The organism is Thioclava dalianensis (assembly GCF_000715505.1).
GTDB classification, from domain to species: Bacteria; Pseudomonadota; Alphaproteobacteria; order Rhodobacterales; family Rhodobacteraceae; genus Thioclava; species Thioclava dalianensis.
The window spans coordinates 163,754-183,890 of sequence record NZ_JHEH01000004.1; the positions used below are offsets into that span (position 1 = coordinate 163,754).

At 63.0% G+C, this 20,137-nt stretch carries 20 protein-coding genes; 14 read left to right on the top strand and 6 right to left on the bottom strand.

The annotated features are described in order from the left end of the window. Nucleotides 1-106: 106 nt before the first annotated feature. Together DL1_RS05055 and preA are read left to right on the top strand one after the other, a co-directional pair. Nucleotides 107-1,447: an NAD(P)-dependent oxidoreductase gene (locus DL1_RS05055; protein WP_038063355.1), complete on the top strand. Its 1,341-nt coding sequence runs from the start codon at nucleotides 107-109 to the stop codon at nucleotides 1,445-1,447. Between the two features lie 3 nt (nucleotides 1,448-1,450). Next, entirely contained in the window at nucleotides 1,451-2,749 is a 1,299-nt protein-coding gene (gene preA, locus DL1_RS05060) for an NAD-dependent dihydropyrimidine dehydrogenase subunit PreA (protein ID WP_038063359.1), read from the top strand. Nucleotides 2,750-2,812: 63 nt separating this feature from the next. Here the strand turns inward: preA and DL1_RS21800 are convergent, their stop codons facing one another. Beyond that, nucleotides 2,813-3,382 carry a hypothetical protein gene (locus tag DL1_RS21800; RefSeq protein WP_038063361.1) on the bottom strand — a complete coding sequence of 190 codons (570 nt, stop codon included), beginning with the start codon at nucleotides 3,380-3,382 and terminating at the stop codon, nucleotides 2,813-2,815. A gap of 156 nt (nucleotides 3,383-3,538) precedes the next feature. Beyond that, nucleotides 3,539-4,132, bottom strand: a complete 594-nt coding sequence (locus DL1_RS05070; RefSeq protein WP_038063652.1) for a TetR family transcriptional regulator C-terminal domain-containing protein — start codon at nucleotides 4,130-4,132, stop codon at nucleotides 3,539-3,541. A 253-nt stretch (nucleotides 4,133-4,385) separates the two neighbouring features. Here DL1_RS05070 and aptA point away from each other — a divergent pair, with 253 nt between their 5' ends. Beyond that, a complete protein-coding gene (gene aptA, locus DL1_RS05075; protein ID WP_038063364.1) occupies nucleotides 4,386-5,711 on the top strand; it encodes an omega-aminotransferase AptA in 1,326 nt (441 codons plus the stop codon). An 82-nt stretch (nucleotides 5,712-5,793) separates the two neighbouring features. On the opposite strand, the gene DL1_RS05080 is transcribed toward aptA, so the two are convergent. Continuing rightward, entirely contained in the window at nucleotides 5,794-6,375 is a 582-nt protein-coding gene (locus DL1_RS05080; RefSeq protein WP_038063367.1) for a VOC family protein, read from the bottom strand. Between the two features lie 178 nt (nucleotides 6,376-6,553). On the opposite strand from DL1_RS05080, the gene DL1_RS05085 reads away from it, so the two are divergent. Further along, entirely contained in the window at nucleotides 6,554-7,501 is a 948-nt protein-coding gene (locus tag DL1_RS05085) for a hypothetical protein (RefSeq protein ID WP_038063370.1), read from the top strand. Between the two features lie 3 nt (nucleotides 7,502-7,504). Here DL1_RS05085 and DL1_RS05090 read toward each other — a convergent pair whose 3' ends face one another. Beyond that, nucleotides 7,505-8,173 (bottom strand): TetR/AcrR family transcriptional regulator, encoded by a 669-nt coding sequence (locus DL1_RS05090; RefSeq protein ID WP_081856255.1) that lies wholly within the window; start codon nucleotides 8,171-8,173, stop codon nucleotides 7,505-7,507. Between the two features lie 120 nt (nucleotides 8,174-8,293). Between DL1_RS05090 and DL1_RS05095 the strand changes: the two genes are divergently transcribed. The 8 genes from DL1_RS05095 to DL1_RS05130 all read left to right on the top strand — a co-directional run bounded on the left by DL1_RS05095 (nucleotide 8,294) and on the right by DL1_RS05130 (nucleotide 15,711). Beyond that, complete coding sequence (locus DL1_RS05095; RefSeq protein ID WP_038063373.1) at nucleotides 8,294-9,544, top strand: Zn-dependent hydrolase; 1,251 nt, start codon at nucleotides 8,294-8,296, stop codon at nucleotides 9,542-9,544. 83 nt (nucleotides 9,545-9,627) lie between these two features. Next, entirely contained in the window at nucleotides 9,628-11,079 is a 1,452-nt protein-coding gene (gene hydA / locus DL1_RS05100; RefSeq protein WP_038063376.1) for a dihydropyrimidinase, read from the top strand. 1 nt (nucleotide 11,080) lies between these two features. After that, a complete protein-coding gene (locus tag DL1_RS05105) occupies nucleotides 11,081-11,509 on the top strand; it encodes a VOC family protein (protein WP_038063379.1) in 429 nt (142 codons plus the stop codon). Next, a complete protein-coding gene (locus tag DL1_RS05110) occupies nucleotides 11,506-12,294 on the top strand; it encodes an ABC transporter ATP-binding protein (protein ID WP_038063382.1) in 789 nt (262 codons plus the stop codon). The genes DL1_RS05105 and DL1_RS05110 overlap by 4 nt, the downstream gene beginning before the upstream one ends. Before the next feature lie 108 nt (nucleotides 12,295-12,402). Next, nucleotides 12,403-13,263 carry an ABC transporter permease gene (locus DL1_RS05115; protein WP_038063385.1) on the top strand — a complete coding sequence of 287 codons (861 nt, stop codon included), beginning with the start codon at nucleotides 12,403-12,405 and terminating at the stop codon, nucleotides 13,261-13,263. Further along, nucleotides 13,263-14,111 (top strand): ABC transporter permease, encoded by an 849-nt coding sequence (locus tag DL1_RS05120; protein WP_038063389.1) that lies wholly within the window; start codon nucleotides 13,263-13,265, stop codon nucleotides 14,109-14,111. Before DL1_RS05115 ends, DL1_RS05120 begins: the two co-directional genes overlap by 1 nt. A gap of 52 nt (nucleotides 14,112-14,163) precedes the next feature. Continuing rightward, nucleotides 14,164-15,153, top strand: coding sequence for an ABC transporter substrate-binding protein (locus DL1_RS05125; RefSeq protein ID WP_038063392.1), 990 nt, complete (start codon nucleotides 14,164-14,166; stop codon nucleotides 15,151-15,153). 126 nt (nucleotides 15,154-15,279) lie between these two features. Next, nucleotides 15,280-15,711: an AIR synthase family protein gene (locus DL1_RS05130; RefSeq protein WP_038063395.1), complete on the top strand. Its 432-nt coding sequence runs from the start codon at nucleotides 15,280-15,282 to the stop codon at nucleotides 15,709-15,711. Nucleotides 15,712-15,734: 23 nt separating this feature from the next. Here DL1_RS05130 and DL1_RS05135 read toward each other — a convergent pair whose 3' ends face one another. Then, nucleotides 15,735-16,886, bottom strand: a complete 1,152-nt coding sequence (locus DL1_RS05135) for a mechanosensitive ion channel family protein (RefSeq protein WP_074854869.1) — start codon at nucleotides 16,884-16,886, stop codon at nucleotides 15,735-15,737. A 160-nt stretch (nucleotides 16,887-17,046) separates the two neighbouring features. Here DL1_RS05135 and DL1_RS05140 point away from each other — a divergent pair, with 160 nt between their 5' ends. Both DL1_RS05140 and DL1_RS05145 read left to right on the top strand, forming a co-directional pair. Continuing rightward, a complete protein-coding gene (locus DL1_RS05140) occupies nucleotides 17,047-18,366 on the top strand; it encodes an XRE family transcriptional regulator (RefSeq protein WP_038063398.1) in 1,320 nt (439 codons plus the stop codon). A gap of 62 nt (nucleotides 18,367-18,428) precedes the next feature. Continuing rightward, entirely contained in the window at nucleotides 18,429-19,376 is a 948-nt protein-coding gene (locus tag DL1_RS05145) for a LysR family transcriptional regulator (protein ID WP_038063401.1), read from the top strand. Here the strand turns inward: DL1_RS05145 and DL1_RS05150 are convergent. Next, entirely contained in the window at nucleotides 19,367-19,969 is a 603-nt protein-coding gene (locus DL1_RS05150; RefSeq protein ID WP_245739583.1) for a thiamine diphosphokinase, read from the bottom strand. The genes DL1_RS05145 and DL1_RS05150 overlap by 10 nt on opposite strands. Between the last annotated feature and the right edge of the window lie 168 nt (nucleotides 19,970-20,137).

A 20,137-nucleotide genomic window follows, 5' to 3' on the forward strand; every position in this document is an offset into this window, starting at 1 on the left:
CGGGCCAACTTCCTCGCGCAGAGTAAAATTTTACCACTTGATAAAATTAAAACCTGTGGCACCGTGTTGGCACCAAAAACACAAAAATCAGACAGGGAGCCCGCAAGTGTCCGACAGCCAGCTCACTCAAGGGATCGTGCCAGGGCGGCTCGACCCGGAACGCTATTGTACGAATTTCGCCGATCACACCCCGCCGCTGGGCGCGCAAGAGGCCCGGATCGCGGCGGATCGCTGCTATTTCTGCCATGATGCGCCATGTATGGAGGCCTGCCCCACCTCGATCGATGTGCCGCTTTTCATTCGGCAAATCTCGACGGGCACACCCGAGGCCGCCGCGAAAACCATTTTCGCGCAGAACATCCTTGGCGGCATGTGCGCAAGGGTCTGTCCGACCGAGACGTTGTGCGAAGGCGCTTGCGTACGGATGGAATCCGAAGGCGAACCGGTTGAGATCGGTGCGCTGCAACGCTTCGCGACCGATACGCTGATGGCACGGCAGAGCCATCCCTTCACCCGCGCGGCGAAGACCGGAAAGTCGGTTGCCGTGGTGGGGGCGGGACCTGCGGGGCTTGCCTGCGCACATGGGCTTGCGATGCGCGGCCATGACGTGACGATCTTTGACGCGCGCCCCAAGCCCGGCGGGCTCAACGAATACGGGATCGCGAGCTATAAGGCGCCGGGCGGGTTCGCTCAGGCAGAGGTCGATTGGCTGATGCAGATCGGCGGGATCTCGGTGGTCGCGAATTGGGAGCTGGGCCGTAAGGGCGATGGTGATCTTGGCGACCTGCTGGCCGATCATGAGGCGGTTTTCCTCGGCATGGGGCTGTCAGGTGTCAACGCGCTTCGGATGGAGGGTGAAGACAAGGACGGTATCGTTCCTGCGACCGAATTTATCGCCGAGCTGCGGCAGGCCGACGATCTGGCCAAGCTGCCGATCGGACGGGATGTCGTGGTGATCGGCGGCGGGATGACGGCAGTGGATGCGGCTGTGCAATCCAAGCTGCTGGGCGCGCTCAACGTCACGCTCGTCTATCGCCGCAGCCGCGCGCAAATGCCTGCGAGCCTGCATGAGCAGGAGCATGCGCTGACCCATGGCGTGCGGATCATCGAGAATGCGGCCCCTGTGGCGATCCATGGAAATGGCGCGGTGCGCGAGATCGAGTTCGCCTATACGCAAGAGGGGGCGTCCGGTCTTGAGCGGACCGATGTCACGTTCCGGCTGCCAGCGGATCAGGTCTTCAAGGCGATTGGTCAGACGCTGGGCGATATGCCCGAAAAGATCGAAGTGAAGGGCGGCAAGATCGTCGTTGACGGGGCCGGGCGCGCCGCGCCGCGTGTCTGGGCAGGCGGCGATTGCACCCATGCGGGCGAAGACCTGACGGTCACTGCCGTGGCGCAGGGGCGTGACGCGGCCGTTGAAATCCACCAATTCCTGATGGAGGGCTAAGACATGGCCGATCTGCGTTCTGAATTCATCGGGATCAAATCCCCCAATCCGTTCTGGCTGGCCTCCGCGCCGCCCACCGACAAGGAATATAACGTCCGTCGCGCTTTTGAGGCGGGCTGGGGCGGCGTCGTTTGGAAAACGCTCGGCGCCGAGGGGCCGCCCGTGGTCAATGTGAACGGCCCGCGCTATGGCGCGATCTATGGGGCCGACCGGCGGCTGCTGGGGCTCAACAATATCGAGCTGATCACCGACCGCCCGCTCGAGGTGAATCTGCGCGAGATGACGATGGTCAAGCGTGACTATCCGGATCGTGCGCTCATCGCCTCGATCATGGTGCCCTGCGAGGAGGAGGCGTGGAAAGCGATCCTGCCCCGTGTCGAGGAGACCGGCGCCGATGGGATCGAGCTGAATTTCGGCTGCCCGCATGGGATGGCCGAACGCGGGATGGGCTCGGCCGTGGGGCAGGTGCCCGAATATATCGAGATGGTGACCCGCTGGTGTAAGCAATATTCCAATATGCCGGTGATCGTGAAGCTCACGCCCAATATCACCGATATTCGCAAACCCGCGCGTGCGGCCAAGGCCGGGGGCGCAGATGCGGTCAGCCTGATCAACACGATCAACTCGATCACTTCGGTGGATCTGGATGATTTTGCACCCGAACCCACGATTGACGGCAAAGGCACGCATGGCGGCTATTGCGGGCCTGCAGTGAAGCCCATCGCGCTCAATATGGTGGCCGAGATCGCGCGCGACCCGGAGACAGCTGGCTTGCCGATCTCTGGTATCGGTGGGGTGACGACCTGGCGCGACGCGGCGGAATTCCTAGCGCTTGGCGCGGGGAACGTGCAGGTCTGCACGGCGGCCATGACCTATGGGTTCAAGGTCGTGCAGGAAATGATCTCGGGCCTGTCGGATTACATGGATCGCAAAGGGTTTGTTTCGACCTCCGAGCTGGTGGGGCGTGCCGTGCCCAATGTCACGGACTGGCAATATCTCAATCTGGGATATGTGACCAAGGCCGAGATCAAGCAGGACGACTGTATCAAATGCGGGCGCTGCTATGCGGTATGCGAGGATACCTCACATCAGGCCATCGACATGAGTGCGGATCGGGTATTCACCGTGAAGGACGAGGAATGCGTCGCGTGCAACTTGTGTGTCGATGTCTGTCCGGTCGAATGCATCACGATGCGCAAGCTTGAACCGGGTGAAACCGATCTGCGCACTGGTGAGACGGTTGGCGGCTACAACAACTGGACCCAACACCCGAACAACCCGAGTGCAACGGCTGCAGAGTAAGGTCTAGCGCGCAGAGTGATGCGTGACATTTGGCGCGCGCCCCGGGGGGCACTTCGGGGCGCGTCAGCGTGTTACGTCCAGCTGTGCCGTGCCGGAATCGCTGAGCTGTCGCCAGGCGCGTTCGGCCATCGCCGGTGTTTCATCAGCGGTGACTTGCGGACGCTCTGGTGCATCATCTTGCAGGTTTTCCGTCTCTTTCGGCGCCGCTGGGGCGGAGGCTTCAACCGGGGCTTGGTCTATCTCATTTGATTGGGGGAGAGGCGCAGGCGGATCCAGCGCCCGGGCGGCGGCGGCCTCAAGCGGGCTGACTTCGAATGTTGGCTTCGGGCCGACCAGCGCATCCGGGTCTGGCCGTGACTTCGGCGTCGGGCGGGGTGATGCCTCGGGAACTGCGCCACCATACCCTGGCGGATCAGTGCGATTGTGCCGGGCGGCCGAGAGCGCGCCGATTAACCGGGCTGTTTGAGCGCGATCTCCGCTCTCAGGAGTGTCGACATCGGCCCGCAAGCCGCTGCCCATTTGGGATCCCGCGCCTGCCGCTTCGACACGGCTGGCCGGGGAGACCTTTGTCGTCGGCGGCGCCATCAGGGGCGACCAACCGATCTGTGGCCAAAGCGCCGAAATCCGATCCATCTCCAATCCTCTTATAGATCCACTATCAGACGAGTCTGCGCCCCGAATCTTACTCAAAGGTGAACAATTGAAAATTTTTCTGGAGCCGGGGGAGGGCATGCGGGGCGCGACGTGTCGGCCCGCGATCTTTGGTCTATGGCGGCAGTCGTCGTGGCCTCAGGGGGCCAGAAGGCGCTCGAACAGCATGTCGAGAAACTGGCCCGCCCCTTCGAACGGATCGGCTTTAGGTCCAAGCACGGCGCGGACCTGAACGTCGAAATCGGCATAGTGCTGGGTCAGCGCCCAGATCGAGAAGATCAGGTGATGCGGATCGACCGGCGCGATCTTTCCCGCGGCACTCCAGTCGCGGATCACCTCTGCCTTGGCATCGACCAGCTCTTTCAACTCGTCGCCAAGCGTGTCGCTGAGCCGCGGCGCGCCTTGCAGCATCTCATTGGCAAAGAGCCGACTTTCGCGCGGCATATCCCGGCTCATTTGCAGCTTGCGGCGCACATAACCCATCAACTCGCTGCGCGGATCGCCCTGCGGGTTCAGCGCGCGCAGAGGGGCAAGCCAAATTTCGAGCAACCCGCCCATTAAAGCGACATGTATCGCTTCTTTGGAGGGGAAGTAATAGAGAAGGTTCGGCTTGCTGAGCCCGGCCTCCACAGCGATTTGATCGAGCGTGGCGCCGCGAAACCCATGCGCGGAGAACACTTCAAGCGCTGCCTCAAGGATCTTGCGGCGGTTCAGCTTTTGTATGCGTGTCAACGGCTTATCCTGCTCGTTTGCCGCGCCGGCCTGTGCTGGATGTCCCGTGTCTTTCACATTTTTTCTCCCAATCTAGAGGGATTAAATCCGAAACCGTTGTGCGGATCAATCACAACGGGGCGCGTGGGGGTGAAAAGCGCGCAGAGGACGTGCTTGACTGGCTTTTTGGCTGTGCTAGCGTGACCCTGACCAATTGGTCAGATCGCTTATGCCGATCCCGTCATGACCGGGGTCGCCCGACCGGAGACATCCCATGGCCCTCGACCGCAAGACCCCCAACGACCTCAATGCATTCTGGATGCCGTTCACCGCGAACCGCCAGTTCAAGAAGAACCCGCGTATGTTCGTGGCTGCCAAGGATATGCATTACACGACCTCGGACGGGCGGCAGGTGCTGGACGGGACGGCAGGTCTGTGGTGCTGCAATGCCGGGCATTGCCGCCCCAAGATCACCGAGGCGATCCAGAAGCAGGCGGGCGAGATGGATTACGCGCCCGCGTTCCAGATGGGCCACCCGATTGCGTTCGAGCTGGCCAACCGTCTGATCGATGTGGCGCCCGACGGGATGGAGCATGTCTTCTACACCAATTCCGGCTCGGAATCGGTCGAGACCGCGCTGAAACTCGCCATCGCTTATCACCGTGCGCGGGGTGACGGGGCGCGGACCCGTCTGATTGGTCGCGAGCGCGGCTATCACGGCGTGAACTTCGGCGGTATCTCGGTGGGCGGCATTGTCACAAACCGCAAGGTCTTTGGACCGCTGGTGCCGGGCGTCGATCACATGCCGCACACCCACCTTCCCGATCAAAACCGGTATTCCAAGGGGCAGCCCGAGCATGGTGCGCATCTGGCAGATGAGCTGGAGCGGATTGTGGCGCTGCACGGGGCCGAGACGATTGCAGCCGTGATCGTGGAGCCGATGGCGGGTTCGACCGGCGTGCTGCTGCCGCCCAAGGGCTATCTGCAAAAGCTGCGCGAGATCACGCGCAAGCACGGCATCTTGCTGATCTTCGACGAGGTGATCACGGGCTTCGGTCGTCTGGGCGCGGCCTTTGCCGCTCAGCATTACGGCGTAGTGCCCGATCTGATGACCACGGCCAAGGGCCTGACCAATGGCGTGATCCCGATGGGGGCTGTGATGTGCACGGCAGAGGTGCATGATGCCTTCATGAACGGCCCCGAGCATATGATCGAGCTGTTCCACGGCTATACCTATTCGGGTAACCCGATTGCCTCGGCCGCCGCCATCGCCACGCTCGACACCTATAAGGAAGAGGGGCTGTTCGAGCGCGCAGCCGAGCTTGCGCCCTATTGGCAGGATGCGCTGCATTCGCTCAAAGGCACGCGCCACGTGATCGACATCCGCAACGAGGGTCTCATCGGCGCGATCGAGTTGGAGCCGATTGCCGGTGAGCCGACCAAGCGCGCCTTTTCGGCCTTCCTCAAGGCCTATGAGAAGGGCATCCTGATCCGCACCACGGGCGATATCATCGCGATGAGCCCGCCGCTGATCATCTCGAAGGAGCAGATCGACGAACTGATCGGGACGCTCAAGGACGTGCTCGAAACATTGGATTAAAACGCACCCTGCGGTGGGTCACAGACCTGCCGCGCATCTGTGAAATCAACGCCCGGGCGGATCGCTCGGGCGTTTTTCGGTCTCAATAGGGGTCTTTGGCGGAGCGATCCGTGGAGAGCGATTGCTGCGAGCGCGCGACGATCCGCTCGATGGCATCGGCCAGATGGACCTCGCCAATGGACTCGTCGCCCGCAGCCACGCGGATCCGGTGGGCTTCGATCATCACCTCCGCATGAGACGATCCACGCGGTGGCTCGAATTTATAGGCCGCAAGCTCAATCAGAAAGCCGAGCGGGTCCTTGAAATAGATCGAATCCATGAAGCCGCGATCCTTCACGCCCGAATGTTTGATCCCGCGCGCATCGAGCCGGGTGACCACTTGGCGATGGCTGGCAAGGCTGACGGAAAAGGCGATGTGATGCACGCAGCCCGGATCGGTGGGCGTGCGGTCATGCACCGGCTTGCGGGTCTCGTCGGTGAAAATGGTGATCAACCGCCCGTCACCGGGATCAAAATAGAGATGCCCCTCATCGGGATTGTCGAGATTGGGCTGATCGAAGATGAAGGGCATCCCGAGCACCCCTTCCCAGAAATCGATCGTGCTCTGCCGGTCCGCGCCGGTCAGCGTGATGTGATGAACGCCTTGGGACTGGATCTTGCGCATTTGAGGCCTCCCTATCATGTCTGCCCACAACAATAGCCGCTCTCGCTGTTGGGTCGAGGCGCAAGACCTGTGCAGTCTTGCGCGAAACCCCGCCCGAGCCTGTCCATCTGGGCATTCTGGGGGCTTGTTGCGCGCTGGGCCTTCGCTATCGTGCGGCTCGAAACGAAAGGGGTTTCCAATGCTGCGTTACCTGGTTTTGATCGCGGTCCTCATGCCGGTCCCCGCGCTGGCCGAGCTGGTTTCTTGCGAGACGTCGATTCGTGGCACGCAATATGCCTTTCGCTACGACCCGGACAATGCCGCGCTCAAGGAAAGCCGGTCGCTGCGCGAGAAGATGTTTGGCGGCAAGGGCGATGTGACCTGTCCGGCGCTGGTGACGCTGCGCGCGCTCACGCCCGAGCTGGACGATGCCGGGCGGGCGCCGTTCTGTCTGCAATGGGATACGAAGGACAAGACCTATCTGGGCTATGATCAGGGTCCGCGCGATGCGCTGGGTCTTTGCAAGGAACCCTCGAAGAGTTTCTGTCAGCGCATCGAGGGCACGGCAGAGGCCGCCAAGGGGTTGGGCGACAAGGCGGGCGATCTTGCATCGGGGGCGGCGGGGGCCGTCATCGGCGACAAGCTGGGCAACAAGATCGTGCATGACACGTCAAGCAACCTGCGCGACAAGCTTCTCAAGGCAGGCTTTGGGATGTTGACGGCGGCCTCACCGCCCGCCTTGATGGCCACGGCGGTGATCGTGGGCGGCACGGTTTATGTCTGTTCGGACGCAGGCGCGGAGGGCGCGGCGGCGGAAGCCGCCCCTGAGCCCAAGCTGGAGCATGGCGCCGAGATCAGCGACGGGGCCGAGCTGTTGGGCTCGAAACTGCCCAAGAACCATTTGCCTTCCGGGGTGAGCGGTGCGCCGGTCGGGTCGGTCGTCGAGACGCCTTTGAAACCAGAGGCCGGGGATCAGAAAGCAGCGGATCCGGAGGGCACGGTGCCTGCCGATCCTCAAAGCCCCGCCAAGGCGCAAGATCCGCCCGTCGGGCCCTCAAGTGCGCAACCCGATCAGAGCGCTGCGCCTGCCCAAGGCTCTGATCCCGCCCCGAGTGCTGCGCCTGACCCGACCACGCCCGCGCAGTAGCGCCTAGAGCACGCCGATCCCGCGCAGTACGATGGTCTTGACGCTCGTCTTGGCCGCTTCCCATTGCGCGTCGGACAAGGGGTCCCCGCCGTTGAGCGTGTCAATCTGGTGGCTGAAATCGGCGTAATGCTGGGTCGTGGCCCAGAGCATATACATCAGGTGATGCGGGTCGGTTTGCGCCATCTTGCCTTCGGAAATCCAGCGCCGGATCACCGCGCAGCGCCCCTCGGTCCAGTCGCGCAATGTGGTCTCGAGGTAATCTTGGATGACCGGCGCGCCATGCATCACCTCGCTGGCCCAGACCTTGGAGCCGTTGGGATGATGGCGCGAGATTTCCATCTTGGCATCGATATAGGCCCCGATCCCTTCGGTGGGGCCGGCTGCGCCATCAAAGACATCGGCAGCCTCGAGCCAGATGTTGAAAATCCGCTCGACGACGCGGCGATAGAGCGCCTCTTTGGTATCGAAATAATAGTGCAGGTTGGCTTTTGGCAGACCCGCCAGATCGGCAATGAGCTGCATCGTCGCGCCACCGAAGCCTGCCTCGGCAAAGACCGTTTCTGCCGCAGTCAGGATCGTCTCTTCGGTTTCGCGGCGCGCCTTCGCGCGGCTCCCGCCGTTCGGTCGCCTATTTTTTAGGCTATTGCTGTTCTTCTCGTCTTGCACGCGCATTCCGCCGGATTTTTTGTTGACCGAATGGTCAGGACATGGCCCACTCCAACCTGACCATACGGTCAGATCAAGATTCGTCGCAAGAGGGCAAAGCCCCACCAGCCGACAGGGAGTTCTACAATGCCAGCACCCGGAGAAAACCTCCGTATCAACCCCGACCGTCTTTGGGACAGCCTGATGGAGATGGCCAAGATCGGCCCGGGCGTCGCGGGGGGGAACAATCGCCAGACCTTGACCGATGCCGATGCCGAAGGCCGCGCGCTGTTTCAATCTTGGTGCGAGGCCGCTGGCATGACGATGGGCGTTGACACGATGGGCAATATGTTCGCGACGCGGGCGGGCGAGGACCCGGACGCGCTGCCGGTCTATATGGGCAGCCATCTCGACACGCAGCCCACGGGCGGGAAATATGACGGTGTGCTGGGTGTGCTGGGCGCGCTGGAGGCCGTGCGCTCGATGAATGATCTCGGGATCAAGACCAAACATCCGATCGTGGTGACCAACTGGACCAATGAGGAAGGCACACGGTTTGCGCCTGCCATGCTGGCCTCGGGCGTCTTTGCGGGCGTGCACACGCAGGATTGGGCCTATGGCAAGACCGATGCCGAGGGGAACACCTTTGGCGATGAGTTGAAGCGCATCGGCTGGGTCGGCGATGAAACGGTCGGCGCGCGCAAGATGCATGCGATGTTCGAGCTGCATATCGAGCAAGGCCCGATCCTTGAGGCTGAAGGTAAGGATATTGGCGTGGTCACCCATGGCCAAGGCCTGAGCTGGACGCAGGTCACGATCACCGGCAAGGACAGCCATACCGGATCGACCCCGATGCCGATGCGCAAGAATGCGGGCCTCGGCATGGCGCGGGTGCTCGAACTTGTGGATGAGATCGCCTGGTCGCATAAACCGGATGCCGTGGGCGCTGCCGGTCACATCGATGTCTATCCCAATTCGCGCAATGTGATCCCGGGCAAGGTCGTGTTTACCGTCGATTTCCGCTCGCCCGATCTGGCGGTGATCGAGGATATGGAGGCGCGTCTCAAGACCGGCGCGCGCGAGATCTGCGACGAGATGGGGCTGAGCGTCGAATTTGAGAAAAGCGGGGGATTTGATCCCGTGACCTTCGATCCGGCCTGTGTGAGCGCTGTGCGCAATGCCGCCGAGCGGCTGGGCTATAGCCATCGTGATATCATTTCAGGCGCGGGCCACGATGCCTGCTGGATCAATCAGGTCGCACCGACCGCGATGATCATGTGCCCCTGCGTGGACGGGCTGAGCCATAATGAGGCCGAAGAGATCTCAAAGGATTGGGCTGCAGCGGGCACGGATGTGCTGTTCCACGCAGCGCTTGAGACGGCCGAAATCGTGAGCTGAACGGCGCGGCCGGGGGCTCTGCCCCCGGACCCCCGGGATATTTCTATCAAGAGGAAGGCCAGGCCTTTCGAAGGGAGAACAGCATGACCACAGTCATCAAGAACGGAACCATCGTCACCGCGGATCTGACCTATAAGGCGGATGTCTTGATCGAGGGCGGGCAGATCATTGAGATCGGTCGGGATCTGAAGGGCGATGAGACGCTCGATGCGACCGATTGTTTTGTGATGCCGGGCGGGATCGATCCGCATACCCATCTCGAGATGCCGTTCATGGGCACCTATTCGGCGGATGATTTCGAGAGCGGCACCCGTGCAGCCTTGGCGGGCGGTACCACGATGGTGGTGGATTTCGCATTGCCCGCGCCCGGTGAGGGGCTGCTCGATGCGCTCAAGAAATGGGACAACAAATCGACCCGCGCGCATTGCGATTATTCCTTTCACATGGCGATCACATGGTGGGACAAGCAGGTCTTTGACGAGATGAAGGCCGTGACCGAGCGCGGCATCAACACCTTCAAGCATTTCCTCGCCTATAAGGGCGCCTTGATGGTCAATGATGACGAGCTTTATTCCAGCTTCAAGCGCTGTGCCGAGCTGGGGGCGATCCCGCTTGTCCATGCCGAGAATGGCGATGTGGTGGCCGAACTGTCAGCCAAGCTGCTGGCCGATGGTAATAACGGGCCGGAGGGGCACGCCTATTCGCGCCCACCCCAGGTCGAGGGGGAGGCCACCAACCGCGCGATCATGATCGCCGATATGGCGGGCGTGCCGCTTTATGTCGTGCATACGTCTTGCGAGGAGAGCCACGAGGCGATCCGGCGCGCGAAACTCGCGGGCAAGCGGGTCTGGGGTGAGCCGCTGATCCAGCATCTGACGCTCGATGAAAGCGAATATTTCGACAAGGATTGGGACCATGCCGCGCGCCGCGTCATGAGCCCGCCTTTCCGCAACAAGCAGCATCAGGACAGCCTGTGGAACGGGTTGTCTTCGGGCACGCTGTCTTGCGTGGCGACCGATCACTGCGCCTTCACCACCGATCAGAAACGCTATGGCGTGGGCGATTTCACCAAGATCCCGAATGGGACAGGGGGGCTTGAGGACCGCCTGCCGATGCTCTGGACTTACGGGGTTGGCACGGGGCGGCTGACGCCCAACGAATTCGTGGCTGTGACCTCGACCAATATCGCCAAGATCCTCAATATCTATCCCAAGAAGGGCGCGGTGCTTGTGGGCGCGGATGCCGATCTGGTGGTTTGGGATCCCAAAGCGTCCAAAGTGATCAGCGCGAAGGATCAGCAATCGGCGATTGATTACAACGTCTTCGAGGGCAAAGAGGTGACGGGTCTGCCGCGCTACACGCTCTCGCGTGGCGTCGTGGCTTGGGCCGATGGCAAGATCCAGACGAAAGAGGGCCATGGCCAGTTCGTGCCGCGCGAGGCAGGAACGCCCGTCACCAAGGCGCTCTCGACCTGGAAAGAGCTGACCGCGCCCCGTCCGATCCAGCGCAGCGGCATTCCGGCGAGCGGGGTCTGAGATGGTCTCGTCCCCGCCCAAGAGCCCGGGCGTTCTCGAAGCCGCCGTCTATGTCACTGATCTCGACGCTACGGAGGCGTTCTATAGCGGGCTGCTCGGGCTCGAAGTGATCACGAGGGTCGAGGGGCGGCATGTGTTCTTTCGTTGCGGCGAGAGCGTGATCCTCACCTTTATCGCCAGCGCGACACAAATACCGCCCGCGCCCGATGCGCGTCTGCCCGTGCCGCCCCATGGGGCGACCGGGCCGGGCCATGTCTGTATCGCAAGCGATGCACAGACGCTTGAAGACTGGGAAACTTACTTGAAAGACAATGATGTAGAGATCGAAGCCGATTTCACCTGGCCGGTCGGGGCACGCTCGATCTATCTGCGCGATCCGGCGGGCAACAGCGTTGAGATCGCCGATCGTGGCTTGTGGAGGCGCGGATGACTGCGACACCGATCATTCAGGCCAAGGGGCTTGAGCTGACCTTTCAGACCAATGACGGGCCGGTCCACGCGCTCAAGGATATCGATCTGGATATCGAGGCGGGCGAGTTCGTCAGTTTCATCGGCCCCTCGGGCTGCGGCAAGACGACCTTCCTGCGCTGTATCGCAGCGCTTGAGACGCCGACGGGTGGCGCGCTGAGCGTGAAGGGCATGAGTGCCGAGGCCGCGCGGCAAAAGCGTTCCTACGGCTATGTCTTTCAGGCCGCCGGGCTTTATCCGTGGCGCACGATTGCCGCCAATGTGCGCTTGCCGCTCGAGATCATGGGCTATAGCCGCGCCGAGCAGGTCAAGCGCGTGGAAGACGTGCTGTCGCTGGTGGACCTTGAGGGCTTTGGCAAGAAATTCCCCTGGCAACTGTCGGGCGGGATGCAGCAACGGGCGAGCATTGCCCGGGCGCTGGCCTTCGATGCCGATATCTTGCTGATGGACGAGCCGTTCGGCGCGCTCGACGAGATCGTGCGCGACAAGCTCAATGAAGAGCTGCTCAAACTGTGGGAGCGCACGGGCAAGACCATCGGCTTTGTCACCCATTCGATCCCGGAGGCGGTCTATCTGAGCACCAAGATCGTGGTGATGTCGCCCCGTCCGGGGCGGATCTACGAGGTGATCGACAGCCCGTTGCCGCGCGGCGCGCGCCCCTTGGACATTCGCGACAGCGAGGCGTTCTTGCAGGTGGCTCATCGTGTTCGCGAGGGCCTGAGGGCGGGGCATGCCTATGAAGATTGAGCGCATCATTCGCACCGGGGCGGGGGGGCTGTCTGCCCCCAGCGGGCCAGGCTTTGGCCTTGCCCGCTCCCCCCGAGGATATTTCGGTCAAGAGGAAGGGGGCGCGCGATGAAGTCGATAGCCCCCGTTCTGAGCGTACTCGCGGCGATTCTCGTGATCTGGTACGGCGCTACGGTCTTGCTCAACAGCAAATGGACCTATGATCAGGCGGCGAGGGCGGGCGAGAGTGTCAGCATCAGCCATCTTCTCACCGACACGATGAGCCAGAAGCGCCCCGTTCTGCCCGCGCCGCATCAGGTGGCGCAGGGCTTGTGGGATGGTTTGTTCGGGCAGCGCTTCACCTCCAAGCGCAGTCTTGTCTTCCACGCATGGATCACGCTGTCGGCCACGATGGTGGGCTTTGCGCTGGGCACCGGGCTGGGGATCCTGCTCGCGGTGGGGATCACCCATAGCCGGGCCATGGATCTGTCGGTGATGCCTTGGGCGATTGCGAGCCAGACCGTGCCGATCCTCGCGATTGCGCCGATGGTGATCGTGGTGCTGGCAAGCCTTGGCGTCACGGGGCTTTTGCCCAAGGCGCTGATCGCGGCCTATCTGAATTTCTTTCCCGTCCTCGTGGGGATGGTGAAGGGATTGCGTGCGCCCGATGCGATGCAGCTTGATCTTCTCAAGACCTATAATGCGAGCCGGTCGGGGACGCTTTGGAAGCTGCGCCTGCCATCGTCGATGCCCTATCTGTTCGCCTCGCTGAAAGTTGGCGTGGCGGCCAGTCTGGTGGGCACGATCGTGGCCGAGCTGCCCGCAGGGGCCACGCAAGGGCTCGGCGCACGGCTGCTGTCGGGAAGCTATTACGGGCAAACTGTGCAGATCTGGGCTGCGCTGTTTACCGCAGCTGGGCTTGCGGCGATCCTCGTGATCGCGGTGGGCGTGATCGAGCGGGTGGTGCTGCGTCGAATGGGGATGGCATGATGGGTTGGTTGATCTTCGCAGTGGTGTTCTGGATTGCGGCATGGGGGGCCAACGCGTGGCTCGCACAGCGGCACGGGCATCAGAAATGGGCGCAATTCACGATCCCCGCGCTGTTTGGCATCTCGATCCTCTTGCTCTGGGAGGGGCTCGTTCTCGGGCTTGAGATCAGCCCGGTGATCCTGCCCGCACCCAGCCAGATCGCGCAGAGCTTCGCCGCGTCGGGGCCGATCCTGCGGGAGGATTTCGTCCAGACCATTCTGAAAGGCGCGCTGTCGGGCTATCTGATGGGCTGTGCGGCCGCCGTGGTCGTGGCGGTGCTGATCGATCGCTCGCCGTTCTTGCAGCGCGGACTGTTGCCGGTGGGCAATTTCGTGGCCGCGTTGCCGATCGTCGGGATCGCGCCGATCCTTGTGATGTGGTTTGGCTTTGACTGGCAATCCAAGGCGGCGGTCGTCGTGGTGATGGTGTTCTTCCCGGTTCTCGTGAACATGGTGGCGGGGTTGGCTGCGACCGATCAATTGCAGCGTGATCTGATGGCGACCTATTCGGCGAGCTATTGGCAGGGTCTGTTCAAGATGCGTCTGCCCGCCGCGATGCCGTTTTTGTTCAACGGGCTCAAGATCGCCACGACGCTGGCGCTGATCGGGGCCATCGTTGCTGAATTTTTCGGCAGCCCGACACGCGGGATGGGCTTTCGGATATCGACCGCCGTGGGGCAGCTTGATTTGCCGCTCGTCTGGTCGGAGATTACCGTTGCGGCCCTCGCGGGCTCGGGCTTCTACGGGGCGGTCGCGCTCATCGAGAAGCTGGTGACATTCTGGCACCCGTCGCAACGCGCACGAGCCTGACGAATAGCGAAAATCCCGGGCGCAAGATCCGGGGCCAACAGTGGAGAGAGAAATGAAAAAACTGATCGCGGGGCTGAGTGTCAGCCTGGGTCTCATGGCGGGCGCAGCCCAGGCCAACGAAGATGTGACGCTACAGCTCAAATGGGTGACGCAGGCGCAATTCGCGGGCTATTATGTCGCGCTCGACAAGGGCTATTACAAGGATGCGGGGCTCAATGTCACGATCAAGCCGGGCGGTCCCGATATCGGGCCTGAGCAGGTGATCGCAGGCGGTGGCGCGGATGTCATCGTCGACTGGATGCCCGCCGCACTGGCTGCGCGCGAAAAAGGCCTGCCGCTCGTCAATATTGCGCAGCCTTACAAGAAATCGGGCATGATGCTGACCTGTCTGAAGGAAAGCGGCATCAAGACCCCCAAGGACTTCCCCGGTCATACGCTGGGCGTGTGGTTCTTTGGCAATGAGTATCCTTTCCTGAGCTGGATGGCCCATCTGGGCATCCCGACCGATGGCGGCCCCAATGGCGTGACGGTGCTCAAGCAGGGCTTCAACGTCGATCCGCTGCTGCAAAAGCAGGCGGCCTGTATCTCAACGATGACCTATAATGAGTATCTTCAGGTGCTCGAGGCCGGGATCAAGCCCGATCAACTCATCACCTTCAAATATGAGGACGAGGGTGTGGCGACGCTCGAAGACGGTCTTTACGTGATGGAGGATAAGCTCAAGGATCCGGCCTTTGTCGACACGATGGCGAAATTCGTGAAGGCGTCGATGGAAGGCTGGAAATATGCCGATGCCCATCCCGAGGAGGCCGCTCAAATCGTGCTCGACAATGACGAGACCGGTGCGCAGACGATGGAGCATCAGGTCGGCATGATGAAGGAAGTCGCCAAGCTGACCGAGGGCACCGATGGCGTGCTTGATCCGGCTGATTACGAGCGCACAGTCAAGGTGCTGCTGGAAGGTGGTTCGGATCCGGTGATCACCAAGAAGCCCGAAGGCGCATGGACCCATGCCGTCACCGATAAGGCCGGTCTGAAGTAAAGTCCGCGCCGCGCGCAAAACACTTGGCCCCCCGGAGCGATCCGGGGGGCTTTTTGCTGCGCGTTGACGGAGTTTTAAGCCTGAGCGTGCTAGGCTTTGGAGCGGGTCCACGAACCGGGGGATGATATGGCGGCCAAGGCGAGCACGCGAGCGGGCGCCGGGATCGGCCTGCGGGTCTATGTGCTCGGTGCTCTGGGGTTGTCTGGCTTGGCTGTGTTGTTCTGGATGACGTGGAAAAGCCAGTTCGCGGCACCGGCGGGGTATCTGTTTGAGACCCCGACTCAGCCCGTGGAGGCGGGCTATTGTCTGGCCGTCGCGCGGCAGGTTGTGCCGGGTGCCAGCTATGGCGGCTATATCACCGAGGCCAAGGAGTTTTGGCTGCAGCGCCTGCTCGACTTCAGCGGCCCGCTGGCCAGCAATATCATGCGCGGAGAGATCGCGCTGAACCGCCATTTGCAGGCCTTCGAGGGGCCTGATCGGGCATGGCTGATGAATGCGATGGACAGTTGCTCGCATCGCGCGCTGACCTATGGCGCGCGCTTCAAGAGTTTCGAGTGAGGCACCTTAGGCGGGCGGCGTTCTCAGCGAGGGGCTGGGTCGTGCGGCGGGGGCGATTGGTCGGGCGTTCTAGCCTGCGCGTGGGGCTCCAGCCCGTCGATCTCGGCGCGAGTCCGGGGCAGGGCATGGGGCATCTCGCGCTTGATCCAGTCGATCAGCGCCTCGCGCATGTCGCAGCGCAGATCGAAGGTGCGCGGCCCGTTGCGCGCAGAGACAAGGATGCGGACCTCGATTACTCGCTCGCGAAAATCGGTCACCTGAACAGCGAAAACATCGCGATCCCAAAGCGGTGAGGCCTCGGCGATCTCGCGGGCCTTGGCGCGAATCGCGGGGATATCGGCGCTGTGGTCGAGATAGATCATGACCGTGCCGATCAGAGCCGCGCTCTCGCGCGTCCAGTTCTGGAAGGGCTGCTCGATGAAATAGCTCAGCGGCACCACAAGACGCCGCCAGTCCCAGATGCGGATCACAACATAGGTGGCGGTGATTTCCTCGACATTGCCCCATTCCCCCTCGACGATCAGCGCATCATCAATGCGGATGGGCTGGGTCAGCGCAAGCTGGATGCCCGCAAACAGGTTTTTCAGCACCGGTTGCAAGGCAAGCCCCACCACGATGCCCGCCGCCCCACCGGCGGCCAGCAGCGAGACGCCATATTGCCGCACCGCCGGGAAGGTCATCAGGGCGGCGGCCACGGCCAGGATCACCACCATCACCTTGGCCACGCGCATCAGGATACGGGTTTGGGTGACATGTTTGCGCGCGAGCAAATTGTCCTCGGCATCAAGTTTGAAGCGCCGTAGATGGATCGTGGTCCAAATGTAGAGGGCGGTATAGGCGATCCAGGCGAGGCACAGGATCAGCGCCATCAGCAGGATCTGCGTGACGCCCCGGCTCACATGCGGCGGCATGGGCACGATCTGGTTCACGAAGGCCAGCGCTACGATCAGCAGCACGAGGCGCAGCGGCTGGGCGGCGCGCGCCACCAGCGAGCGCCAGAACAGCTCGCGCTCCGCAACCATCCGGGTGAGCAGTGTAAAGACGAAGCGGAACAGCCCCAGCGCCAGCAGCGCCGCGATCGCAAAGCCTGAAAGCGCGACCGCCCAGTCGGGGGCGATGCGGTTTACGGCTGTGACCATGTCTTTCAGGCCGGATTCAATCTGGTCTGGCTGCATCGGGGCCTCTTTTGGGCTGCGGCGGGGGAAATCTCAGGATGGGCGATTCTGTCGCGCGGTCAAATCACCGAGCCGTTTGTCCCGGCAATGGTAGGGGCAATGCTGTAAATTTCATTGTAAAGGGCAGGGTTGATTGTAAACTGGGCAAAGGAGAAACCCGATGCCTCGTTCCCCCCTCACTGGCACACGCATTCGCGAACGCCGCACCTTGCTGACGATGAAGCAGGCGGATCTGGCCCGCGCGGCGGGGATTTCGGCGGCCTATCTCAATCTGATCGAGCATAATCGCCGCCGTGTATCAGACGCTTTGGTTGAGCGGATCGCCCGTGCAATGGGCGTCGAGACGGTGATGCTGTCCGAGGGCGCCGATAGCGCGCTTTTCGATGGGCTGCGCGAGGCGGTTGCCGCAGGCGAAAGCGAGGTGGCGGGCGGCGGTCCGACGCCCGATCTGGAGCGGATCGAGGAGTTCGTCGGGCGTTTCCCCGGCTGGGCCGGGCTTTTGGCGCGCAGGCAGGCGCGCCTGTCGCGGCTTGAGCGGGTGCTTGAGGATTACGCCGACCGCATGGCGCAAGACCCCTTCCTTGCAACCTCGCTGCATGAGGTGCTCTCGGCGGTGACGAGCCTGCGCTCCACCGCGGCGATCCTCGTTGAGGCGGAAGACATTGAGCCGGAATGGCGCACGCGGTTTCTCTCGACGATTCAGGAGGAAAGCCTGCGGCTGTCGGCCACGGCAGAGGCGCTTGTGGGATATCTCGACGGGATGAATGAGGCCGAGACGGGTCTGTCTTCGCCGCAAGAAGAGCTTGAGGCTTGGCTGGAGGCGCGGGCGTGGCATTTCCCAGAGATCGAGGCCGGCCCCTGCGCTCTGTCAGAGCTGATCGAGGGCGTGCCGGAGCTGGCCTCTGCAGCGGCACGCAGCCTCGCGCGCGCCCATCTGGAACGGATCGCCACGGATGCGCGGGCCCTGCCGCTTGACGTAATCGCGCCTGCCCTGAGTGAGATCGGCACCGATCCCGGCCAGCTTGCGCAGGCGCTTGGCGCGCCGATCAGCACCGTGATGCGCCGGTTGGCCGCTCTCCCGCCCGGTCTTGCCGGGATGAGCGAGCTAGGCCTCGTGATCTGCGATGGCTCGGGGACGATGACCTTTCGCCGCGCCGTGCCAGGTTTTGCGCTGCCGCGCTTTGGGGCTGGCTGCCCGCTCTGGCCGCTCTACGAGGCGCTGGCCCAGCCGATGCAGCCGATCCGCGCCCATGTCGATATCGCGGGGCGGATGCCGATGCGGTTTCTGACCTATGCGCTCTGCGAGACCCGCGTGACCGGGTTTGACGGGCCGGTTCTGCGTGAGGCGATGATGCTGATCCTGCCCGAAGAGACCGCGCCCCCCTCCGGCTCGCTGCGCCGCGTCGGCACGTCCTGCCGGATCTGCCCGCGCGCGGACTGCGCGGGGCGGCGTGAACCCGCGATCGTGGCCGAGGGCTAAAGGCTTGTGGCCATCGCTGTTGCGCGGCACTGTGCGCGCGGAGCCAGCAAAGGAGCCTGCCGATGCCCCCTCAGCCCCCCCGCGTAAGCCTCTGGGCCGTCGAGGTGTTCACCGCGACTGCGGAAGAGGGCGCGATCACGGCCGCAGCCCGGCGGCTTGGGGTCTCGGCACCGACCGTGAGCCAGCAGCTCGCCGCGTTGGAAACAGCATTGGGCGCTGAACTGGTGGATCGCAGCGCCCGGCCGTTTGCGCTGACCGTGGCGGGGCAAGGGTTCTTGCCCCATGCCGAGGCGATGCTTGAGGCGCTGGCGCAGGGGCGCGCTGGCGTGGCGTTGGCCGACCCGTCGGGTCTGACCAGTTTCCGGCTTGGCATGATCGAGGATTTCGAGGCCGAGGTGACGCCCGAATTGCTGGCCGGGATGGCCTCGGAGCTGACGCAATGCCGCTTTGAGCTGGAGACCGGGCCGAGCCACCGCCTGTTGAGCCTGCTTGAGACGCGCGGCTTGGATGTCGCGGTGGCGGCGCTGCCTGAAAACGGGCTGCCTGATGGCACCGAGCTGCACCCGTTGTTGCAAGAGCCCTTTCTGGTGGTGCGCCCGGAAAACGCGCCGCGCGACCTGCCGTTCATTCATTATTCCGAGCGCACGCTTATGGGCCGTCAGATTGCAGCTCATCTGGCGCGCGAGGGGCATGCGCCGGGGCATCGGCTCGCGCTGGACAGCTATCCGGCCATTCTTGCGCTGGTGGCGGCGGGGCAGGGCTGGACGATCCTGACACCCTCGGGGGTGCGCCACGCGCCCCGCGCGGGGCTGGTGCTCGAGCCCTTGCCGGGCGCGCCGCTCTCGCGCCGGATCGTGCTTGCGGCACGGGCGGGCGGCATGGGGGGCTTGCCCGGTCAGGTCGCCGAACGGCTGCGCGGATTGCTGGCTGCGCGGGTCGTGACCCCGGCGCTGCGCGATGCGCCTTGGCTGGGCGATACGTTGCGCATCGAGGGCGCCGATCAGGTCTGAGGCAGTCCGAGCGCCTGAAGCATCGCGCCCAGGCCCTCGCGCGGCACCATCAACAGGGCCGAGCCGTTGAGCGTGATCTCCACCCGACCCAGCGCCGCATTCGATGTGCCGACCCGCGTGTCGGGGGAAAACTCCAGCCCGTCGAGCGGCCAGCGCAGCCCGGAAGAGTGCGCGGTGACCGGGCCGAAGGGAAAGATCGACACCCGCGTCTCGGGCTCCAGATCCAGCGTGATATGCGCAGGGCAGCGCGTGATCACCTCTTCCTCGGACAGCATCACCACGGTTTTGGATGTGCGAAATAGATCGCTCATCGCGGCCAGCGTGTGATCAAGCCGCTGCCCGGTAAAGCCGAGCGCGAGGATGAAGGGGGCCTCGATCAGAGCGAGGCATTTGCCAAAATCCGTGCTGTCTTGCTCGGCCACGTGATGAACGCGGCTCCCCAGATGCGCGCGGGCCTGTGCGCTCAGGCTGTCGAGATCGCCGATGACGGCCTGCGGCTCATGACCCAGATCCAGAGCCCGATCACCTCCACCATCCGCGGCCACGAGACAGGGCGCGATTGTCAACGCATCGTCAACATCTATTTGGTTCACTGCCCCGGCGCCGAGCAATGTGACACCGTGCGTTGAGTTTACAATCGGCTGGAACATGGCATGATTGATGACGAATATGGCAGGGGAACACAATCAAGACCTATAAAATTCCTTTTAAATGCCTTCTTTCGTCCACGGGAAAGAACCAGTTCAGTTGGATGTTGACGC

Bases quoted from the DNA above. Each gene is read 5' to 3' on its own strand.
- DL1_RS05140 (WP_038063398.1), top strand. From the start codon at position 17,047: ATGCCTCGTTCCCCCCTCACTGGCACACGCATTCGCGAACGCCGCACC.
- DL1_RS05130 (WP_038063395.1), top strand. From the start codon at position 15,280: ATGGCGGCCAAGGCGAGCACGCGAGCGGGCGCCGGGATCGGCCTGCGG.
- DL1_RS05125 (WP_038063392.1), top strand. From the start codon at position 14,164: ATGAAAAAACTGATCGCGGGGCTGAGTGTCAGCCTGGGTCTCATGGCG.
- DL1_RS05105 (WP_038063379.1), top strand. From the start codon at position 11,081: ATGGTCTCGTCCCCGCCCAAGAGCCCGGGCGTTCTCGAAGCCGCCGTC.
- DL1_RS05095 (WP_038063373.1), top strand. From the start codon at position 8,294: ATGCCAGCACCCGGAGAAAACCTCCGTATCAACCCCGACCGTCTTTGG.
- hydA (WP_038063376.1), top strand. From the start codon at position 9,628: ATGACCACAGTCATCAAGAACGGAACCATCGTCACCGCGGATCTGACC.
- DL1_RS05120 (WP_038063389.1), top strand. From the start codon at position 13,263: ATGGGTTGGTTGATCTTCGCAGTGGTGTTCTGGATTGCGGCATGGGGG.
- DL1_RS05135 (WP_074854869.1), bottom strand. From the start codon at position 16,886: ATGCAGCCAGACCAGATTGAATCCGGCCTGAAAGACATGGTCACAGCC.
- DL1_RS05085 (WP_038063370.1), top strand. From the start codon at position 6,554: ATGCTGCGTTACCTGGTTTTGATCGCGGTCCTCATGCCGGTCCCCGCG.
- DL1_RS05080 (WP_038063367.1), bottom strand. From the start codon at position 6,375: ATGCGCAAGATCCAGTCCCAAGGCGTTCATCACATCACGCTGACCGGC.
- DL1_RS05090 (WP_081856255.1), bottom strand. From the start codon at position 8,173: ATGCGCGTGCAAGACGAGAAGAACAGCAATAGCCTAAAAAATAGGCGA.
- aptA (WP_038063364.1), top strand. From the start codon at position 4,386: ATGGCCCTCGACCGCAAGACCCCCAACGACCTCAATGCATTCTGGATG.
- DL1_RS05110 (WP_038063382.1), top strand. From the start codon at position 11,506: ATGACTGCGACACCGATCATTCAGGCCAAGGGGCTTGAGCTGACCTTT.
- DL1_RS05115 (WP_038063385.1), top strand. From the start codon at position 12,403: ATGAAGTCGATAGCCCCCGTTCTGAGCGTACTCGCGGCGATTCTCGTG.
- DL1_RS21800 (WP_038063361.1), bottom strand. From the start codon at position 3,382: ATGGATCGGATTTCGGCGCTTTGGCCACAGATCGGTTGGTCGCCCCTG.
- preA (WP_038063359.1), top strand. From the start codon at position 1,451: ATGGCCGATCTGCGTTCTGAATTCATCGGGATCAAATCCCCCAATCCG.
- DL1_RS05145 (WP_038063401.1), top strand. From the start codon at position 18,429: ATGCCCCCTCAGCCCCCCCGCGTAAGCCTCTGGGCCGTCGAGGTGTTC.